This window comes from Streptomyces sp. NPDC049813, assembly GCF_044465085.1.
Taxonomy (GTDB): domain Bacteria; phylum Actinomycetota; class Actinomycetes; order Streptomycetales; family Streptomycetaceae; genus Streptomyces.
Map to the genome: position 1 here is coordinate 213899 of NZ_JBITLI010000013.1, position 18526 is coordinate 232424.

Annotated in this window: 18 protein-coding genes and 1 riboswitch; of the genes, 7 read left to right on the forward strand and 11 right to left on the reverse strand. The window is 70.7% G+C overall.

Translation table 11 applies throughout. The annotated features are described in order from the left end of the window. Positions 1 to 484: 484 nt before the first annotated feature. From ACIBW6_RS25640 to ACIBW6_RS25675, 8 genes are all read right to left on the reverse strand, one after another. Positions 485 to 1627 carry an ABC transporter ATP-binding protein gene (locus ACIBW6_RS25640; protein WP_399063442.1) on the reverse strand — a complete coding sequence of 381 codons (1143 nt, stop codon included), beginning with the start codon at positions 1625 to 1627 and terminating at the stop codon, positions 485 to 487. A 20-nt stretch (positions 1628 to 1647) separates the two neighbouring features. Further along, on the reverse strand, positions 1648 to 2745 hold the full coding sequence (locus ACIBW6_RS25645; RefSeq protein WP_399063444.1) for an ABC transporter ATP-binding protein: 1098 nt from the start codon (positions 2743 to 2745) through the stop codon (positions 1648 to 1650). Next, positions 2742 to 3743: an ABC transporter permease gene (locus tag ACIBW6_RS25650; protein ID WP_399063446.1), complete on the reverse strand. Its 1002-nt coding sequence runs from the start codon at positions 3741 to 3743 to the stop codon at positions 2742 to 2744. The genes ACIBW6_RS25645 and ACIBW6_RS25650 overlap by 4 nt, the downstream gene beginning before the upstream one ends. A 149-nt stretch (positions 3744 to 3892) precedes the next feature. Next, positions 3893 to 5662, reverse strand: a complete 1770-nt coding sequence (locus ACIBW6_RS25655) for an ABC transporter substrate-binding protein (RefSeq protein WP_399063448.1) — start codon at positions 5660 to 5662, stop codon at positions 3893 to 3895. Positions 5663 to 5775: 113 nt separating this feature from the next. Then, a complete protein-coding gene (locus tag ACIBW6_RS25660; RefSeq protein ID WP_399063450.1) occupies positions 5776 to 6780 on the reverse strand; it encodes an ABC transporter permease in 1005 nt (334 codons plus the stop codon). A gap of 285 nt (positions 6781 to 7065) precedes the next feature. Then, positions 7066 to 7857 (reverse strand): enhanced serine sensitivity protein SseB C-terminal domain-containing protein, encoded by a 792-nt coding sequence (locus tag ACIBW6_RS25665; protein WP_399063451.1) that lies wholly within the window; start codon positions 7855 to 7857, stop codon positions 7066 to 7068. Between the two features lie 115 nt (positions 7858 to 7972). Continuing rightward, positions 7973 to 8749: an enhanced serine sensitivity protein SseB gene (locus tag ACIBW6_RS25670; RefSeq protein ID WP_399063453.1), complete on the reverse strand. Its 777-nt coding sequence runs from the start codon at positions 8747 to 8749 to the stop codon at positions 7973 to 7975. Positions 8750 to 8798: 49 nt separating this feature from the next. Next, a complete protein-coding gene (locus ACIBW6_RS25675; RefSeq protein WP_399063556.1) occupies positions 8799 to 9461 on the reverse strand; it encodes an AAA family ATPase in 663 nt (220 codons plus the stop codon). A gap of 135 nt (positions 9462 to 9596) precedes the next feature. Further along, positions 9597 to 9696, forward strand: a riboswitch (glycine riboswitch). Between the two features lie 170 nt (positions 9697 to 9866). Between ACIBW6_RS25675 and gcvT the strand changes: the two genes are divergently transcribed. The 6 genes from gcvT (at position 9867) to ACIBW6_RS25705 (ending at position 15567) form a co-directional block, all read left to right on the forward strand. Continuing rightward, entirely contained in the window at positions 9867 to 10979 is a 1113-nt protein-coding gene (gene gcvT, locus ACIBW6_RS25680; protein ID WP_399063455.1) for a glycine cleavage system aminomethyltransferase GcvT, read from the forward strand. A 64-nt stretch (positions 10980 to 11043) separates the two neighbouring features. Next, positions 11044 to 11421 (forward strand): glycine cleavage system protein GcvH, encoded by a 378-nt coding sequence (gene gcvH / locus ACIBW6_RS25685; protein WP_399063457.1) that lies wholly within the window; start codon positions 11044 to 11046, stop codon positions 11419 to 11421. Between the two features lie 6 nt (positions 11422 to 11427). Further along, on the forward strand, positions 11428 to 12693 hold the full coding sequence (gene glyA, locus ACIBW6_RS25690; protein WP_399063459.1) for a serine hydroxymethyltransferase: 1266 nt from the start codon (positions 11428 to 11430) through the stop codon (positions 12691 to 12693). A 183-nt stretch (positions 12694 to 12876) separates the two neighbouring features. Continuing rightward, on the forward strand, positions 12877 to 14274 hold the full coding sequence (locus ACIBW6_RS25695) for an L-serine ammonia-lyase (protein ID WP_399063461.1): 1398 nt from the start codon (positions 12877 to 12879) through the stop codon (positions 14272 to 14274). Positions 14275 to 14369: 95 nt separating this feature from the next. Next, positions 14370 to 14915, forward strand: a complete 546-nt coding sequence (locus tag ACIBW6_RS25700; protein WP_399063463.1) for a Uma2 family endonuclease — start codon at positions 14370 to 14372, stop codon at positions 14913 to 14915. Positions 14916 to 15120: 205 nt separating this feature from the next. Further along, positions 15121 to 15567, forward strand: a complete 447-nt coding sequence (locus ACIBW6_RS25705) for a spore-associated protein A (protein ID WP_399063465.1) — start codon at positions 15121 to 15123, stop codon at positions 15565 to 15567. Positions 15568 to 15622: 55 nt separating this feature from the next. Here ACIBW6_RS25705 and ACIBW6_RS25710 read toward each other — a convergent pair whose 3' ends face one another. Continuing rightward, the gene (locus ACIBW6_RS25710; RefSeq protein WP_399063467.1) at positions 15623 to 16576 is read right to left on the reverse strand and encodes an Ig-like domain-containing protein; all 954 of its coding nucleotides are present in this window, start codon (positions 16574 to 16576) and stop codon (positions 15623 to 15625) included. A gap of 293 nt (positions 16577 to 16869) precedes the next feature. On the opposite strand from ACIBW6_RS25710, the gene ACIBW6_RS25715 reads away from it, so the two are divergent. After that, a complete protein-coding gene (locus ACIBW6_RS25715; RefSeq protein ID WP_399063469.1) occupies positions 16870 to 17421 on the forward strand; it encodes a glycoside hydrolase family 25 protein in 552 nt (183 codons plus the stop codon). Positions 17422 to 17446: 25 nt separating this feature from the next. Here the strand turns inward: ACIBW6_RS25715 and ACIBW6_RS25720 are convergent, their stop codons facing one another. Then, a complete protein-coding gene (locus tag ACIBW6_RS25720) occupies positions 17447 to 18124 on the reverse strand; it encodes an NADPH-dependent F420 reductase (RefSeq protein ID WP_399063558.1) in 678 nt (225 codons plus the stop codon). A 150-nt stretch (positions 18125 to 18274) separates the two neighbouring features. After that, entirely contained in the window at positions 18275 to 18490 is a 216-nt protein-coding gene (locus ACIBW6_RS25725) for an EF-hand domain-containing protein (RefSeq protein ID WP_399063471.1), read from the reverse strand. Positions 18491 to 18526: the final 36 nt, after the last annotated feature.

Below are 18526 nucleotides of genomic sequence, written 5' to 3' on the forward strand. Positions count from 1 at the left end.
TGGGTCATAGGGGCCGGGGTTGGCGGGGCGCCGGGGGCGGCAGTTTGGTCAGGGCCGCTGATGTGCTTGCCCAGCGCCGGGTCGCCGCGAATCGGCCAGGGCCACTGGAGTGCTTGCCCGGCGCCGGGTCGCCGCGATTTGGCCAGGGCCACTGATGCGCTTGCCCGGCGCCTGGGGCGCGATTTGGCCAGGGCCACTGGGGTGCTTGCCCGGCGCTGGGGGGCCGCCTTGCCCACCCTGCCGCCCCAGGCGGCAGATTGCCCAAGGCGGGGGGCGGGGCGGGTGGGCGGGTGCCCCGCGCGGCGCGTTGCCGAAGGCGGGGCGGGTGGGCGGCGCCTCGCCCGGGTGCCCCGCGTGGCGCGTTGCCGAAGGCGGGGCGGGTGGGCGGCGCCTCGCCCGGGTGCCCCGCGTGGCGCGTTGCCGGGGGCGGGGCGGGTGGGCGGGTGCCTTGCCCGGGGTGTCCCGGAGGCGGGGCGGCCCCTGGTTACTTTTCCTGGGGCGGCTCGGGAGTTGCCGGGGCCGGGACCGTGACCACGTCGATCGCTTCCCTGGCCGCCGAGAGCAGCTTCGTGTCCTCGGGGGCCTGGTCCGGGGCGTTCTCCGGGTGGTGGCAGGCGACCTGGTGACCGGTGCCGAGCTGGAGGAGCGGCGGCTCCTTCGTGGCGCACAGCTCCGTCGCCTTCCAGCAGCGCGTGTGGAACCGGCAGCCGGCGGGCGGGTCGATCGGCGAGGGGACGTCGCCGCGCAGCAGGATGCGCTCGCTCTTGGTGCCGCGCCGCTTCGGGTCGGGCACCGGCACCGCGGAGAGCAGCGCCTTGGTGTACGGGTGCATCGGTGTCGCGTAGAGGTCGTCGCGGTCGGCGAGTTCGACGATCTTGCCGAGGTACATCACCGCGATGCGGTCCGAGACGTGCCGGATGACCGAGAGGTCGTGCGCGATGATCACGTACGTGAGGCCGAGCTCGTCCTGGAGGTCGTCCAGCAGGTTCACGACCTGGGCCTGGATCGACACGTCGAGCGCCGAGACCGGCTCGTCGGCGACGACCAGCTTCGGCTTCAGGGCCAGCGCGCGGGCGATGCCGATGCGCTGGCGCTGGCCGCCGGAGAACTCGTGCGGGTAGCGGTTGTAGTGCTCGGGGTTGAGCCCGACCCGTTCGAGCAGCTCCTGCACGGCCTTGCGCACGCCGCCCTCGGGCTTGACGCCCTGGAGCCGGAACGGCGCCCCGACGATCGTGCCGATGTTGTGGCGCGGGTTCAGCGAGGAGTACGGGTCCTGGAAGATCATCTGCACGTCGCGGCGGAGCGGGCGCATGCCGCCGACGCTCAGGTGCGTGATGTCCGTGCCCTCGAACTCCACGCGCCCGGCGGTCGGTTCGAGCAGCCGCGTGATGAGCCGGCCCATCGTCGACTTGCCGCAGCCGGACTCGCCGACCACGCCCAGGGTCTCCCCCGCGCGCACGTCGAAGGTGAGCCCGTCGACCGCCTGCACGGCGGCGACCTGCCGCTTGAGCAGGCCCTTCTTGATGGGGAAGTGCTTGACCAGGCCCTCGACCTTGAGCAGCGGCTCGCCCTTGGCGGGATCGGGCGAGGTGGCCGGCGAGCCGCCTGCCTGCTGAGGGATCGTCATCTCGGGTCCTTTGGCGTCCGTCACAGCTTCGGCGCAATCTCTTCGGTCCAGATCCGCTCGCGCTGCTCGGCCGGCATGTGGCAGGCCGAGTAGTGACCGGAGTCGATCTGCTGGAGTTCGGGGCGCTCGCGACGGGTGATGTTGTCCTTGGGGATGTCCGCGTAGGGGCAGCGCGGGTTGAAGGCGCAGCCGCTCGGCAGGTTGATCAGGCTGGGCGGGGAGCCCTTGACCGGGGTGAGGCGGTCGGTCTGCTCGCGGTCGATGCGGGGCATCGAGCCCAGCAGGCCCCAGGTGTAGGGGTGCTGGGGGGTGGAGAAGACCTGGCTCGCCGAGCCGCGCTCGACGCACCGGCCGCCGTACATGACGAGGAGTTCGTCGGCCATCTCCGCGACGACCCCGAGGTCGTGCGTGATCATGATGACGGCGGAGCCGAACTCCTTCTGCAGGTCCCGGATCAGGTCGAGGATCTGCGCCTGCACCGTCACGTCGAGCGCCGTGGTGGGCTCGTCGGCGATCAGCAGCTCGGGGTTGTTGACCAGCGCCATCGCGATCATCGCGCGCTGACGCATACCGCCGGAGAACTCGTGCGGGTAGGCGTCGACGCGCTTGTCGGGCTGCGGGATGCCGACGCGGTCGAGCATCTCGACGGCCCGCTTGCGCGCCGTCTTCTTGTCGACGTCGTGGTGGACCCGGTACGCCTCCACGATCTGCTTGCCGATCGTGTAGTACGGGTGCAGCGCGGAGAGCGGGTCCTGGAAGATCATCGCCATGTCGCGGCCGCGCAGCTTGCGGACCTTGTCCGGGTCCGCGGTCAGCAGTTCGGTGCCGTCCAGCCAGATCTCGCCGCTGATCTGCGCCTTGCGCCGGCCGTACTGGCCGGCGGTGTGCAGGCCGAGGATGCCCAGCGACGTGACGGACTTGCCCGAACCGGACTCGCCGACGATGCCCAGGGTGCGGCCCTTCTCCAGCGAGAAGGAGAGCCCGTCGACGGACTTGACCACGCCGTCGTCGGTCGGGAAGTGCACCTTGAGGTCGCGGACCTCGAGGAAGGCGCGGGGAGCGGCCGGGTTCGCGGTGGGCTCGCCCACCGCCGCCCCGGTCTTGTGCAGTTCGGTCATCCCAGCCTCACTCGCGGGTCGATGACGGCGTACAGAAGGTCCACGACGAGGTTGGCGACGGCGATCGCGAGAGCCGCGAAGAGCGTCACGCCGAGGATCACGGGCAGGTCCTTGTTGCTGATGGCCTGGACCGCCGCGAGGCCGAGACCCGGCAGGTTGAACGTGGACTCGGTGAGCACGGCGCCGCCGAGCAGTACACCGAGGTCGAGTCCGAAGACGGTGAGGATGGGGGTCATCGCGGAGCGCAGGGCGTGCCGGGTGATGACCGCGGACTCACCGAGCCCCTTGGCGCGCGCGGTGCGGATGTAGTCCTCGCCCAGGATCTCCAGCATGGTGGCTCTGGTGAGGCGGGCGTACATCGCGGCGTTCAGGAAGGCGAGCACGATCCACGGCAGGATCAGGGTCTCGAACCAGACGCCGATGGAGTCGTCCGTGGAGAGGCTGTCGGCGATGTGCACCCAGCCGAGGCTGTGCACGAAGACGCCCATCGCGACCATGCCGGTGAAGAAGACCGGCAGCGAGACGCCGCCGAGGGCGATGGTCATGGCGGAACGGTCCCAGATGGTGCCGCGCTTGAGGGCGGAGAGCACACCGGTGGCGACACCGGCGGCCAGCCACAGGACGCAGGCACCGGCGGCGAGCGCCAGGGTGACCGGCAGGGCGTCCTTGAGGGTGTTCCAGACGGGCTCCTCCGTGCGGAAGGAGTACCCGAAGCACGGGGCGGAGCAGTGGGTCACGTCGGCGCCGTTGACGTAGTCGCGGCCCATCGGGATGCCCTTGACGAAGTCCCAGAACTGGACGAGCACGGGGTCGTTCAGGCCGAGCTTGATCCGGATCCCGGCGAGCTGCTCGGCACCGGTTGCCTTGCCGGCGAAGAGGACGGCCACGTCCTGACCCGCCCATTTGGGCAGCATGAAGAAGATGGTGAAGGTCGCCAGGAGGACGACGAGCACCATGATGACAACGGCGAACAGGCGCCGGATGAGATAAGCAAGCACTGTGCGCGGCCCGGCGGTGGCCGGGGACCCCTCGTGGGGGTCCCCGGTCACCGCCCGGGGCCATCACCTGCCCTTCGGACTGGCGGGTTTCGGCGGCTGGAGCAGGAGGTGCCCGGGTGGCGGATCGGCTCCGGCGCCCGGGCGGGGTGTTACTTGACGACGCCGAGGGAGGCGTAGTCGTAGCGACCGCTGTACGCGTCGGACATGTAGACGTTGGTCAGACGCGGGCCACGCCAGGTGATGTTCTTCTCGTAGATGAAGGGCATCCAGTCGGCCTGGTCCAGGATCCGCTTGTCGAGCTGCTCGTAGATCTTGCCGGCCGCCTCGGGGTCGGTCTCGGCGATCGCGTCGTCGAAGAGCTTGTCGATCTTCGGGTCCTTGATCTGCGACTCGTTGTAGTTACCCGTGTCGAAGAGGAACCGGCTGTCCCACAGCGGCTGGCCGAAGCCCTGGCCGGACGGGAAGTCCGGGCCCCAGCCGCTCATGGTCATGCCGTAGCCGCGCTCCTTGACCACCTTCGGCGAGCCGGTGATCGAGGAGATCTCGGCGCCGTCGAGCGAGTCGACCTCGACCTTGATGCCGACCTTGCCGAGCTGCTCCTGGAGCGCCTCGGCGGTGTCGACCTCACCCGGGTTGTTGGTGCGGGCGGTGAGCTTGGTGGAGAAGCCGGACGGCTTGCCGCACTCCTTCAGCTCGGCCTTGGCCTGGGCCGCGTCCGGCTTGCCCTTGCGGGCGAGGACGCCGTACGGGTCGTAGTCGCTGTGGCCCTTGATGGAGGTGGGCAGCGTGGAGTTGGCGATGTCGCCGCCGGCCAGCTTGCCGCCGCGGGTCTGCTGGAGACCGGCGAAGTCCGTCGCGTAGAACACGGCCTTGCGGCAGTGGACGTTGTCGAACGGCTTGGCGGTGTGGATCAGCGCGACGTAGCGGACGAAGGAGGTCCGCATGTTGTCGACGCTGTCGCGGTGGTCCTGGACGGCCGAGACGCGACCCGACTGGGTCATGCCCGTGCCGTTCAGGTCGACGTCGTAGTCGCCTTCCATCAGGCGCTTGTCGTTCTCCTCCAGGTTGGCGGAGATCGTCACGTCGACCTTGTCGGGCAGCGCGGCGCGGACCGGGTCCGAGGCCTTCTTCCAGGCCGTGTTGCGGACCAGGACGATCTTCTTGCCGGCCTTGTACGACTGGAACTTGTAGGGACCGGCCGAGAACGGGTGCTGGGTGTACTTGTTGGCGGTGTCCTTGGCCTGCTTGACCGGCGAGCCGGACGGCATGGCGAGGAACTGCTCGAAGTCACCGTTGGGCTTGGGCAGCTTGAAGACGATGGTCTTCGCGTCCGGCGTCTCGATCGACTTCAGGCCCAGCTTGTCCTTGGACTTGTCCTTGTAGGGGCCCTTGTACTCGCCCTTGGGGTCCAGGTTCTGCTTCAGGTACTGCGGGCCGCCGGTGATGACGTCCGTGGCCCAGACGCGCTCGATGCCGTACTTGATGTCCTGCGCGGTGATCGGCGACCCGTCCTCCCACGTGACGCCGTCACGCAGTTCGTACGTGTACGTCTTGCCGCCGTCGGTGATCTTCGCGGTCGACTTGGCGAGGTCGCCGACGAGCTCGGTGGAGGCGGCGCCCGGCTTCGGCGCGAACGTCACGAGCTGACGCGTGTAGAAGCGCATGAAGTCCCACGACATGCCGTAGTAGGCGCGCTGCGGGTCGGCGGAGTCCAGGTCCTGCTTGCCGACCATGCGCAGCGTGCCTCCCTTCTTCGTGGAGGCGTTGGCGACCTTGTTGTACGCCGCGTCGTAACCGGCGCCCTTCGACGAGTCCTTGGAGTCGCCGTCACCGCCGCCGCACGCCGTGGTCGACACGAGCGCCGCGACGACGAGGGCGGCGCCGGCGGCGAGCCGTCGTTTCGAGGAACCTGTGGGCATTTTCTCGTAACCTCCGAGATCGCGGTCCCGGGCAGACGCCGGAGAACCATGGAGTCGAGCCACCTGACAGTGCGGCAGGGGCAGTTCGGAACGGACCGGTCGGGCGGGTGGCTCTACCGGGTCCCCTTCGGGTCGAGCGCGTCGCGCAGCCCGTCACCGAAGAGGTTGAACGCGAGGACGGTGATGAAGATCGTGACGCCCGGGAAGACCATGAACATCGGGTCGTGCTCGTAGGTCTCCAGCGCGTCGCGGAGCATGCCGCCCCAGGAGGCGGTGGGCGGGCGGACACCGGCGCCGAGGAAGCTGAGCGCGGCCTCCGTCAGGATGTTCGTGGGGATCATCAGCGTCATGTAGACGACGATCGGCGCGACCAGGTTGGGCAGCAGCTCGCGGAAGAGGACGTGGCGGGAGCCGCCGCCCAGCGACCGGGCCGCCTCGACGTATTCGCGTTCGCGCAGCGAGAGCGTCTGGCCGCGGACGATGCGGCCGATGTAGGGCCAGCCGAAGAAGCCGATGACCATGACGAGGACCGCGATGCGCACCCCGCTGCCGGTCAGGCCCAGCAGGTCGTCCGGGAGGACCGAGACCAGGGAGATGATGAAGAGCAGCTGCGGGAAGGAGAGCAGCACGTCCATCACGCGGCTGATCAGCGCGTCGATCCAGCCGCCGAAGTACCCGGCGACGATGCCGAAGAGGGTGCCGAGGGCCACCGCGACGATCGCCGCGAGGAAGGCGACGAGCAGCGAGATGCGGGCGCCGTAGACGATGCGGCTGAACACGTCGCGGCCCTTGTTCGGCTCGACGCCGAAGAGGAAGTCGCCGCTGACGCCGCCGAGGGAGCCGCTCGGCAGGTTGGTCAGGGGGTCGAGCTTGTCCTGGTGGAACTGGTTCGGCGGGTGGCCGAGCAGGCTCACGATGAGCGGCGCGAAGACGGCCACCAGGATCAGGAAGACGACAACGATGCCACCGGCGAGGGCGACCTTGTCCCGCTTGAGGCGGTTCCAGGCGATCTGCTTCAGCGACCGGCCCTCGACCTTGCCGCCGGCGCCGCTCGCGGCGGCGTCGACCGGGGCGGTCGGCTCCGTCTCCGCAGTCGTGTCGTGCAATGGTGCCGTCATCGTGGCAAGGACCCCTCTCAACCGGCGGTGACCGGCCCGCACTTGCCGCTGTAGCGGCGTGGTTCAGTCCGTCGTACACAGAGGCGAAGCCCCCTGCTGCGGGAGTCTTCAACCTGTGTGCGATCTGTTGCCAGACTTGGCGGTGAAAGGATGCCTAAACGTGATGCGGTCAGGGGTGTTCCGTTATCCGGACAGCCGTGAACGGGGTGCGAACATTGGGCAGTTGGGTCAGAAGGGGCGCCAGCCCGGACAAACCGCTGCCGTCCGGCGATTGAGGACAATCGGTCAGTAAGAGGCACCGTAGGGCGGCGGGTACCCGTAACCGCCGCCCGCCTGACCGGCGGGAGCGGCGTGCGCCTCGCGGTCGTAGAACGGGCGGGCGTTGGCCCGCAGCCACATCGCCACCGGGTCGTACGCGTCGGACATCGCCACCGTGGAGACCGGCAGCCCGTCCGGGACCGCGGCGACGGACTGCTGCATCATCGCGCGGACGGCGTCCACCGACGCGGGCGAGGCGTCGTACACGTCCAGGCCGATCGCCAGGTACGGCGCGCCGACCGCGGGCTGCACCCAGGCGCGGCGCAGCGCCCGCACGGCCGTGGTGCGGTGCGCGTTCTGCGCGAGCAGCGCCCAGAACTGCGGGAGCTCCAGGGTCGGTTCGCTCAGCCGCAGCGGCCCGGCCGGCTGCCGGTCGAGCCCGCCCGCGATCCGGCGCAGGTCGAGCCAGGGCACGCCCACCCCGCCGCCGGGCGCGTGCGGATTGAGCCACAGGCCGTAGTGGTCGGGGTAGAGGGTGCGGGCCGCGTCGACCCCGCCGACCACCTCGTAGGCGCGGGACCAGCCGGAGGCGGAGAGCTCCTGCGCGGAGGTGACGCAGGGGGCGTACGAGAAGCCGTCCACGTCCATCTGGCCGTACTGGGCGTCGGGCGAGCCGGCCTGGCCGTGCCAGAGCAGCATCCAGACCTGGCCGGTGGCGAGGGCCGCGAGGAGCTCCTCGTACGCGTCATAGCGCCCGGGGGTCACCTGGCGCAGCATGTGCTCGACCTGTCCGGCCGCGGCCGTGCCCGACGCACTCACCCGTAACCGCCCCTTCTGAACCTTTGTGTCCCGCACCTGGCCGGGGGCGATGCCGCCCGGTCACGTCATGAAACCAGCTTAAGCGGCGTTCCTGACACCGACTTGACGGACGGCGTCACCGTTCCCGTACATAGAACGGGCGGACGCGGGTGCGCAGGAAGTCGGCGACCGGGTCCTGCGTGACGTCGAGGAAGACCAGGTTCACCGGCCAGGCGGCCGGGGCCCGGCCGAGGGCGCGGCCCAGCGCGTCCAGCGGGAGGTCGCGCGCGGCGCCCTCCCACGCGGTGAGCCGGACCCCGACGAAGAGGGAGGGCGCCGCGTCCTCCACGGAGGCGAGGCAGCGGTGCGCACTGAGCACGGTGCCGGTCGCCTCGAACTCCTCGCGCACCGCCGCGAGGAAGTCGACCGGATCCTGCTGCCAGTCGGGTTCGCTGAGCACGACGCGGCCGCCGCTGCCCGGCCCGTCCAGCGGGCCGCGGCCGCCGCGGGCCAGTTCGGCGACGCCGGGCGGGGGCAGCGGGATGCCCACGGCGCCGTCCGGGTTGAGGGCGAGGCCGACCTGGGCGGGCAGGCCGCGCGCGAACTCGACGGCGGGGGCCACCGTGCAGCTCATCCGGCCGCCGGTGACCTGCATGAACTGCTGCTCGGAGCTGAACACGGGGACGTAGACCTGGCCGTCGATCTCCATGGTCGGCAGGTCGAGGTCGCGGCTGTCGGTGCTGCCGCCCCTGGGCAGGGGTATCCAGATCGGGCTGCGGCCGAGGACCTCGACGATGCGGCCGCCCGCGCCCGCGACGCCGACCGAGGCGGCGAGGACCTCCTCCAGCTCGTTCGCCGGCCAGCCCTGGACCGGATGGGGGTGCGCAGCCTCGTGAAATGCCGGGTGTTCCATAGCCGCCGACGATAACGCCTGGGGCCGCCCCGGCCGGGGTGCGGCCGGATCACTCCCGGAAGGCGATCCCGCCGAGCGCGTCGGTGGCCGCGCGGTCCAGGAGCACCGCCGATGCGATGCCGACGGGCAGCTCGCCCCGCTCCGTCGACGTCACCAGCGCGCCCACCGCCCGCCGGTGCCGGGCGAAGGCGTAGCGCGACACGCCCCGGCCCCGCTCCCGCTGGCCGGCGCGGGCCGTGTCCGGCGGCACGTCGAGGAGCAGCAGGTGGACGGCGGCGCCGCGGCGCCGGGCCGCGCGGGTCACCCAGCGGCGCACCCAGGCCTGGGTGCCGCAGTCGTGGACGACGACGCTGGCGCCGGAGCGCATCGCCCGGCGCAGGCCGGCGTAGTGCGCGACGCGGACCAGCGGCCGGTAGAGGACGTAGGGCACGGCGCGCGGCAGCCGGGCGGCCCAGCGCTCGCGGGTGTCCTGGGAGTCGACGCGCACGACCGTGACGGCCCGGCGCATCAGCGTGGACTTGCCGCTGCCGGGCAGTCCGGAGAGCACGACGAGGTCGCCGGCGGCGAAGGCGATGAGCCGCGGGGTGCGGCCGCTCCGCCCCCGCAGGTCCCGCACCGAACGCTGCCGGGGGACCCGGACCCGGGGCACCGCCGCGGCCGCGGCCGGTGCCGTCGTCGTGTACGCCCCCGCGATGGCCTTGCGCACCGTGATCGTCCTCCCCCTGCCGCCCACCCACCTCTTGCCCGCCAAGTGTAAAGAGAAGGTAATGCCCGCCGTGGGGTTTCCCCGTTCCGCGGGCATGCAATGATGTGCGCGCCGCAGGCACACAACCGCATACCGGCCGCTTGAATCCGCGCGGGAGAGTTCCGGACACGTAGGTGGACCCGGACGCCGAAGGAGCAAGTTCCTCCCTTGAATCTCTCAGGCCCCGTACCGCGCGGGCGAGGCACATCTGAAAAGCGGGCCTTCCGTCCAGTACGGCGGCCCCACCCAAGGTGCAAGCCGTGACCAGCAGTACGTGTGGTCGGGGCGAACCTCTCAGGTTCCGATGACAGATGGGGAGGCCTCCGCCACGGGGGACCCCTCGCCATCGCCGTCACGCCCGGGAGCACCGCCATGAGTACGCCTCGTACGACCGCCCTGGACGCCCTGCACCGCTCGCTGGGCGCCACCATGACCGACTTCGCGGGCTGGGACATGCCGCTGCGCTACGCCAGCGAGCGCGAGGAGCACCAGGCCGTGCGGACGCGGGCCGGGCTCTTCGACCTCTCCCACATGGGCGAGATCACGGTGACCGGCGCGGACGCGGCGACCCTGCTGAACTTCGCGCTGGTCGGCAACATCGCCACGGTCGGCGTGGGCCGCGCCCGCTACACGATGATCTGCCGGGCCGACGGCGGCATCCTCGACGACCTGATCGTCTACCGCCTCGCCGAGACCGTGTACATGGTCGTCGCCAACGCGGGCAACGCGCAGACCGTGCTCGACGCCCTGACCGAGCGCGCCGCCGGCTTCGACGCCGAGGTCCGCGACGACCGCGACGGGTACGCGCTGCTCGCCGTGCAGGGTCCGCACTCCGCCGCGATCGTGAAGTCCGTCACCGACGCCGACCTGGACGGGCTGAAGTACTACGCCGGGCTGCCCGGCACCGTCGCCGGGGTCGAGGCGCTCATCGCGCGCACCGGCTACACCGGCGAGGACGGCTTCGAGCTGTTCGTCGCGCCCGCCGACGCGGAGAAGCTCTGGCAGGCCCTGACCGAGGCGGGCGCCGAGTACGGCCTCGTCCCGTGCGGCCTGTCCTGCCGCGACACGCTGCGCCTGGAGGCGGGCATGCCGCTGTACGGGCACGAGCTGACCACGGAGCTGACGCCGTTCGACGCGGGGCTCGGCCGGGTCGTGAAGTTCGAGAAGGACGGCGACTTCGTGGGCCGCGAGGCCCTGGCGGCCGCCGCGGAGCGCGCCGAGAGCGCCCCGCCCCGCAAGCTCGTCGGCCTGATCGCCGAGGGCCGCCGCGTCCCGCGCGCGGGCATGCCGGTCGTCCACGGCGGACAGGTGATCGGCGAGGTCACCTCCGGCGCGCCCTCCCCGACCCTGGGCAAGCCCCTCGCCATGGCGTACGTGGACGCCGCGCACGCCGCGCCGGGTACGGCGGGTGTGGGCGTCGACATCCGCGGTACGCACGAGCCGTACGAGGTCGTGGCGCTGCCGTTCTACAAGCGCCAGAAGTGACGTGTCCGCACCCGCACTCCCCCACTGTCATCAGCACCCTCCCGCGTACAGGAGAATTCGCCTCATGAGCAACCCCCAGCAGCTGCGTTACAGCAAGGAGCACGAGTGGCTGTCGGCCGTCGAGGACGGCGTCGCCACGGTCGGCATCACGGAGCACGCGGCCAACGCGCTCGGTGACATCGTGTTCGTCCAGCTCCCCGAGGTCGGCGACAGCATCACCGCGGGCGAGACCTGCGGCGAGCTGGAGTCCACCAAGTCGGTCTCCGACCTGTACTCCCCGGTCTCGGGCGAGGTCACCGAGGCCAACCAGGACGTCGTCGACGACCCGTCGCTGGTGAACTCGGAGCCCTTCGAGGGCGGCTGGCTCTTCAAGGTCCGCGTCTCCGAGGAGCCGAAGGACCTGCTCTCCGCCGACGAGTACACCGAGTTCTCCGGGAGCTGACCCGATATGACCGACAAGTCCGCAATGAACCAGTCCCTGCACGAGCTCGACCCGGACGTGGCCGAGGCCGTCGACGCCGAGCTGCGCCGCCAGCAGTCGACCCTGGAAATGATCGCCTCGGAGAACTTCGCGCCGGTCGCCGTCATGGAGGCGCAGGGCTCGGTCCTCACCAACAAGTACGCCGAGGGCTACCCCGGCCGCCGCTACTACGGCGGCTGCGAGCACGTCGACGTCACCGAGCAGATCGCCATCGACCGGGTCAAGGAGCTGTTCGGCGCCGAGTACGCCAACGTGCAGCCGCACTCGGGCGCCTCCGCGAACCAGGCCGCCCTCTTCGCGCTCGCCAAGCCCGGCGACACGATCCTCGGCCTGGACCTGGCGCACGGCGGCCACCTGACGCACGGCATGCGGCTCAACTTCTCCGGCAAGCAGTTCGAGGTGGTCCCGTACCACGTCGACGACGCCGGCCTGGTCGACATGGCCGAGGTCGAGCGGCTCGCCAAGGAGCACCGCCCGAAGGTGATCATCGCCGGCTGGTCGGCGTACCCGCGTCAGCTGGACTTCGCGGAGTTCCGCCGGATCGCCGACGAGGTCGAGGCGTACCTGTGGGTCGACATGGCGCACTTCGCCGGTCTGGTCGCGGCCGGGCTGCACCCGAACCCGGTCGAGTACGCCGACGTCGTCACCTCGACGACGCACAAGACGCTCGGCGGGCCGCGCGGCGGCATCATCCTCGCCAAGAAGGACTTCGCGAAGAAGCTGAACTCGTCCGTCTTCCCGGGCTTCCAGGGCGGCCCCCTGGAGCACGTGATCGCGGCCAAGGCCGTCTCCTTCAAGGTCGCGGCGAGCGAGGACTTCAAGGAGCGCCAGCGGCGCACGGTCGAGGGCGCCCGCATCCTCGCCGAGCGGCTGACCTCCGAGGACGCCCGCGCCCACGGGGTGAACGTGCTCTCCGGCGGCACGGACGTGCACCTGGTCCTGGTCGACCTGCGCGACTCCGAGCTCGACGGGCAGCAGGCCGAGGACCGCCTCCACGAGGTCGGCATCACGGTCAACCGCAACGCCGTCCCGAACGACCCGCGGCCGCCGATGGTCACCTCCGGCCTGCGCATCGGCACCCCGGCGCTCGCCACCCGCGGCTTCACCGCCGAGGACTTCACCGAGGTCGCCGACGTGATCGCGGAGGCGCTCAAGCCCTCCTACGACGCGCACGCGCTCAAGGCCCGGGTGACCGCCTTGGCGGAGAAGCACCCGCTCTACCCCGGCCTGTAGGCATTTCGCGGCAGTTACGTACCCTTGGGGCACGTACACACTTCCGGGGCACCGCGCACACTGGAACCACAGGGATCCAGCACGCACGGTGCCCCGTGCCGTGCACCGCCGCGGCACCCCCGGAACGACCGCACCACCCCCGGCAGACAACGGCGTCTACCACCCAGCATTGGAGTCCTCACCGTGGCCATCTCGGTCTTCGACCTGTTCTCGATCGGCATCGGCCCGTCCAGCTCGCACACGGTCGGCCCGATGCGCGCGGCGCGCATGTTCGCCCGGCGCCTGAAGAACGAGGGGCTGCTCGCCCACACCGCCGCGGTCCGCGCCGAGCTGTACGGCTCCCTGGGCGCGACCGGCCACGGCCACGGCACCCCGAAGGCGGTGCTGCTCGGCCTGGAGGGCGAGTCCCCGCGCACGGTCGACGTCGAGCGGGCCGACGAGCGCGTGGAGACGATCCGCTCGTCCGGCCGCATCAACCTGCTCGGCGTGCACGACATCGCCTTCGACGCCGACGACGACCTGGTCCTGCACCGCCGCGAGACGCTGCCCTACCACGCCAACGGCATGCGGCTGTGGGCGCACGACGCCGAGGGCGGCGAGCTGCTGTCGAAGACGTACTACTCGGTGGGCGGCGGTTTCGTCGTGGACGAGTCCGTCCTGGCGGCGGAGGGGGCCGAGGGCGAGAACCCGGTCGTGCCGGACGACACCGTACTGAAGTACCCCTTCCGCACCGGTGACGAGCTGCTGCGCCTCACCCGCGAGACCGGCCTGTCCATCCCGGCGCTGATGATGGAGAACGAGAAGGCCTGGCGCACCGAGGACGAGATCCGCGCCGGTCTGCTGGAGCTGTGGCGCGTGATGCAGGCGTGCGTGGCGCGCGGCATGTCCCGCGAGGGCATCCTGCCCGGCGGCCTCAAGGTCCGCCGCCGGGCCGCGTCCTCGGCCCGCAAGCTGCGCGCCGAGGGCGAGCCGCTGGCGCTCGCGATGGAGTGGATCACGCTCTACGCGATGGCGGTGAACGAGGAGAACGCGGCGGGCGGCCGGGTGGTCACCGCCCCGACCAACGGCGCGGCCGGCATCATCCCGGCCGTCCTGCACTACTACGTGAACTTCGTGCCCGCCGGCACCGCGGAGGAGAAGGAGGAGGGCGTCATACGCTTCCTGCTCTCGGCCGGCGCGATCGGCATGCTGTTCAAGGAGAACGCCTCGATCTCCGGCGCGGAGGTCGGCTGCCAGGGCGAGGTCGGCTCGGCCTGCTCGATGGCGGCGGGCGCCCTCGCCGAGGTCCTCGGCGGCTCCCCCGAGCAGGTGGAGAACGCGGCGGAGATCGGCATGGAGCACAACCTCGGCCTGACCTGCGACCCCGTCGGCGGCCTGGTCCAGATCCCCTGCATCGAGCGCAACGGCATGGCCGCGGTGAAGGCGGTGACCGCCGCCAAGATGGCGATGCGCGGCGACGGCTCCCACAAGGTCTCCCTCGACAAGGTCATCAAGACCATGCGGGACACCGGCGCCGACATGTCGGTCAAGTACAAGGAGACGGCGCGGGGCGGGCTCGCGGTGAACATCATCGAGTGCTGAGGCACAAGGCCCCGATGGGCGCACGCCACGGAACTCCACCCGTGGGACGGCTCTGTCCGCCGTATCATGACGGCACACGGGAAGGAGCACCGTCCATGAGTGTCGACGCGATCACGCACACCGAGTTCCCCGCGGGATATGTGGTGTTCTTTGGCGTCGACGGAAAGATCATCATGACCCCGCAGAGCGAAGAGCACTCCAGCACGATCAGGTCGATGCAGATCGACTCTCTCGCCCTCGGCCGTCATGCGAAGGTCACCTCGGACGTCTACATCGACTTCCCCGCCGACGAGAACTCCGCCCCCGACCTCGCCATCCTGCGCGAGGACGCGTGCAAGCAGGGCAAGCGCTACAGCTTCGAGGACGTTCTGTTGGTCTCGGAGGTCGTCTCCACGTCCTCGGCGCGCAAGGACTACGACGACTGCACCGCGAAGTACGGCCGGTACGGCATCCCCGTCTATCTCGTCGTGGATCCCTACGCCCGGGAAGTCGTTCTGCACACCGAGCCCACCTCCAGCGGCTACAGCACCGCCCACACCCGCGCGTACGGCACAGGAAAGCTCCCCGTCCCCCTGGCCGACGGCCGCACCTTCACTCTCGACCTCGACGAACTCCCCCTGCCGGAGCCCGACACTCACTGAGTCTGCGAAAACACGCCCCGAAGCGGTGCGTCGGTGTCCGGCGCCCCCCGCCGTTCACCTCCCGGTGACGGGACGCTGACCATCAGCACGGTCCCGTTACCGGGGTGCGGACAACCGCGCGTGGCCCTGACCTGTCTTATCGGGTGTCAGGAGAACGGGGTGGGCGGCGTCGGCCGCGCGCCCGACACGACGGGGGAACACACTGATGTCCGCTTTCACGCGCACCAAGCACCTGCTGGCCGCCACCGCCCTGGCCGGGGCAGGCGTCGCCGCGCTGACCGCGCTGGCTCCCGCGGCCTCCGCGGCCACGCCCGCCGCACCGGCCGCTTCCGCCGCTTACAACGGGGCCTGCGGCGCGGGGTACAAGGTCGTCAACCAGGCGCCGGTCACCGGCAAGGGGACGGCGTACCTCACCTACAGCACGGCCACCGGCAAGAACTGCGTGGTGATGATCCGCACCACCACCGGCGACCCGGTCCCGATGGAGCTGTACCTCGGCCTGGCGGGCAGCGAGATCCACGACAACTACGACGTCGGTGACTACCGGTCGTACGCGGGTCCGCTCTACGTCGACGCCCGCGGCGCCTGCGTCGACTGGTGGGGCCGCCTGGACGGCACCTGGTTCGGCCGGTACGGGACCAACTGCGGCTGACCGTCCGGACCGTCCGCGGCGTGCCCGCTCTCGGGCGGGCACGCCGTGCGGCGCGCTACAGCGTCGCGGTCGTCCCCTCGCCCGACGCGCTGCCCTGGAGCCACTGGTCCCAGTCCAGGTTGAAGGCCGCGTAGCCGTTGTCGGCGGGGGCCTTGGCGCGCGGGGAGCCGGTGATGGTGACCGGGTCGCCCTGCTTGACCTGCTGGTAGAACCACTTGGCGTCGGCCATCGACAGGTGCACGCAGCCGTGCGAGCCGCGGGCGCTGCCGCTGCCCGGGTTCGGGTCACCGGTCGAGTAGTGGACGTAGGTGCCGGACTGGGTGAGGTGCACGTCCCAGGGCAGCGTCAGGTCGTAGTAGTTGGCGTCGCCCTTGTTGCAGCTGATGCCGACGCTGCAGGAGGTCATGTGGACCTTCTCCTGCTTGTCGATGACGGCCATCGTGCCGTTCCAGGTCGGGTACTCGGCGCTGCCCGCGTTGATCGACAGGGTGCGGACCGCGGCGCCGTTCTTGGTGACCTTCAGGGTGTGGCCGGAGACGGAGACGTCGGCCCGGACGTCGTCTCCGACCTTGAAGGTGTGGGTGTAGGTGCGCACGCCGTACCGGCCGTTGCCGTTGGCGACGCCCTTCATGTCGGCCTCGACCTTCACCGTCGTGCCGGAGGGCCAGTACTCCTTGGGCCGCCAGTCGGCGCGCTTGTCGCCGAACCAGTGCCAGGCGCCCGCCACCGGCTTCGAGGCGCTGACCTTCATGTGCTTCTCGACCCCGGCCCGCGCCTTGGCCGCCACCGGGTCGGTGAAGACCACCGAGACCGGCATGGCCACCCCGACGGTGGCGTCGGTCTGCGGGGTGATCGTCTCCAGCAGCATCGGCGGCCCCTTGGGCTTGGCCGGCGAGGGCGAGGCGCTCGCGCTCGGCTTCCGCGATGCCTTCCCGTCGCTCCCGCTCGCCTCGTTGCCGCTGTCGCCCCCACCGCAGGCGCTCACGCCTGCGAGCGCCGCGACCGTCATGAGCGCGATCCCTATGCCGCTGCCCCTACGCCGTCCCACGAACTGCCCCGCTCTCTCCGTCGCCGTCGCGCGTCCCTGGTGGGACCCCTGTCCCCCGGTCTCCCCCGGCCTCCGCGCCCCCTGTTAGACCGCGCGACGGCCGCCGTCAGTTGCATGAATCCGTGTAAAGCGTGTTCCAAGACTGAGGCCGGGCAAACGACCGCTGTCCGAGACAGGTGACCCTGCGACGGTGGCCGCCCGGGAACGATGGGTATGTCGATTTCGTCGCCCCCACCGACCAGGAGGCTCCGCCCATGATCCGCGGCATAGACGTCAGCTCGTACCAGAGCTCTTTCGACACGGACGGCCTGTCCTTCGTCTTCATCAAGGCGACGGAGGGCCGCAGTTACGTCAATCCCCGGCTGTCCGCGCAGACCAAGAAGGCCCGCGACGGCGGCTGCGTCGTCGGCTTCTACCACTTCCTGTGGCCGGGCAACCTCACGGCGCAGGCCGAGTACTTCGTGAGCAAGGCGCCGGAGAAGGGCGGCGACCTGCTGGCCGTCGACTGGGAGACGACCGGTAGCGGCACGCACGCCAGCAACGCGGAGAAGGACAAGTTCATCCGCGAGGTGAAGCGGCTGCGGCCGCACAACCGGGTCCTGCTCTACTGCAACCGGAACTTCTGGCTGAACATCGACACGACGTCGTACGCCGGCGACGGCCTGTGGATCGCGGACTACGTGAGCGCGGGCAAGCCCCGCATCCAGGCGGACTGGCGCTTCCACCAGTACACCGACAACCCCCTCGACAAGAACGTGGGCGATTTCGCGAGCGAGGCCGCGCTGCGCGACTGGGCCACGCCGTGACGGGGGGCCGCCGGGGCGGGGCCGGTCAGGCGCGCCACTCCGCGGTGCGCTCCGGGGACGCCGCGTCCAGCGCCTTGCGAACGGCGATGGCGTCGGAGGAGAGGCCGTAGACCGGGGTGCCGGGCTGCTGGTGCCACGAGTCGTCCTGGCCGCCCGCGTCGACGGTGTCGAAGCCGATCTCGTCGAGGAGGGCCGTGACGACCTGCTTGGCCGCGGTGTCGTCGCCCGCGATGGGCAGGGCGACCCGCGAGGGGTCGCCGGAGGGGCGCGGCTTGTCCAGGATGTGCTGCGCGTAGGTGCCGTTGAAGGCCTTCACGACCTGGTGGCCGATCTGCCGCTCCGTCCAGCGGCTCTCGGTGAGCCCGTCCTCGATCTCGGCGATCTTCCCGTCACGCTGCGGGTAGTAGTTGCCGGTGTCGATGACGGCGACGTCCGGGGCGGCCGTGTCGAGCAGGCCGTCGGGCAGCTTCGGGACCGCCTTGAGCGGGACCGTGACGACGACGACCTGGGCGTCGCGCACCGCGTCCTCGATGGTGGCGGGCGTCGCGCCGGTCTCCTCGGCGAGCGCGGTGAGGGTCTGCGGGCCGCGCGAGTTGGCGACGTGCACGTCGTGGCCGACGGCGGCGAAGCGCCGGGTCAGGTTGGAGCCGATGTTGCCCGCGCCGATGATGCCGATCTTCATGTCAGGCCCTTCGAGAGAGATCCATGCATGTGCATGGAGTGCCAACCCGGGTGGGCGCGGGGCTATTCCACCGGCAGCGTCGACCTGGTCACCCTCACCCTGAAGGAGCACGGACGGCTCCGCCCGGGCGGGAGCGCGCGGCTCCCGACCGGGCGGAGTGCGGTCCTGGTCTCAGGCCTTGTTGAGGTTGGCCCAGAACTCGTCGAAGGAGAGGAGCTTGTCCCCGTTGGCGTCCTGCCGCGCGATGAGCACCTCGGCCACCGCCTCGGTGACGTTGAAGTCGCCCATCTGCGCCATGGCGCTCTTGTACTCGGCCGCCGTGATGAAGCCGTCGCCGTCCGCGTCGAACCGCTCGAACGTCTTGCGTGCTTCCTCGATGTCCGCCACCGGGACCACCCCTCGTTTACGTACTGCTGTGTTGAC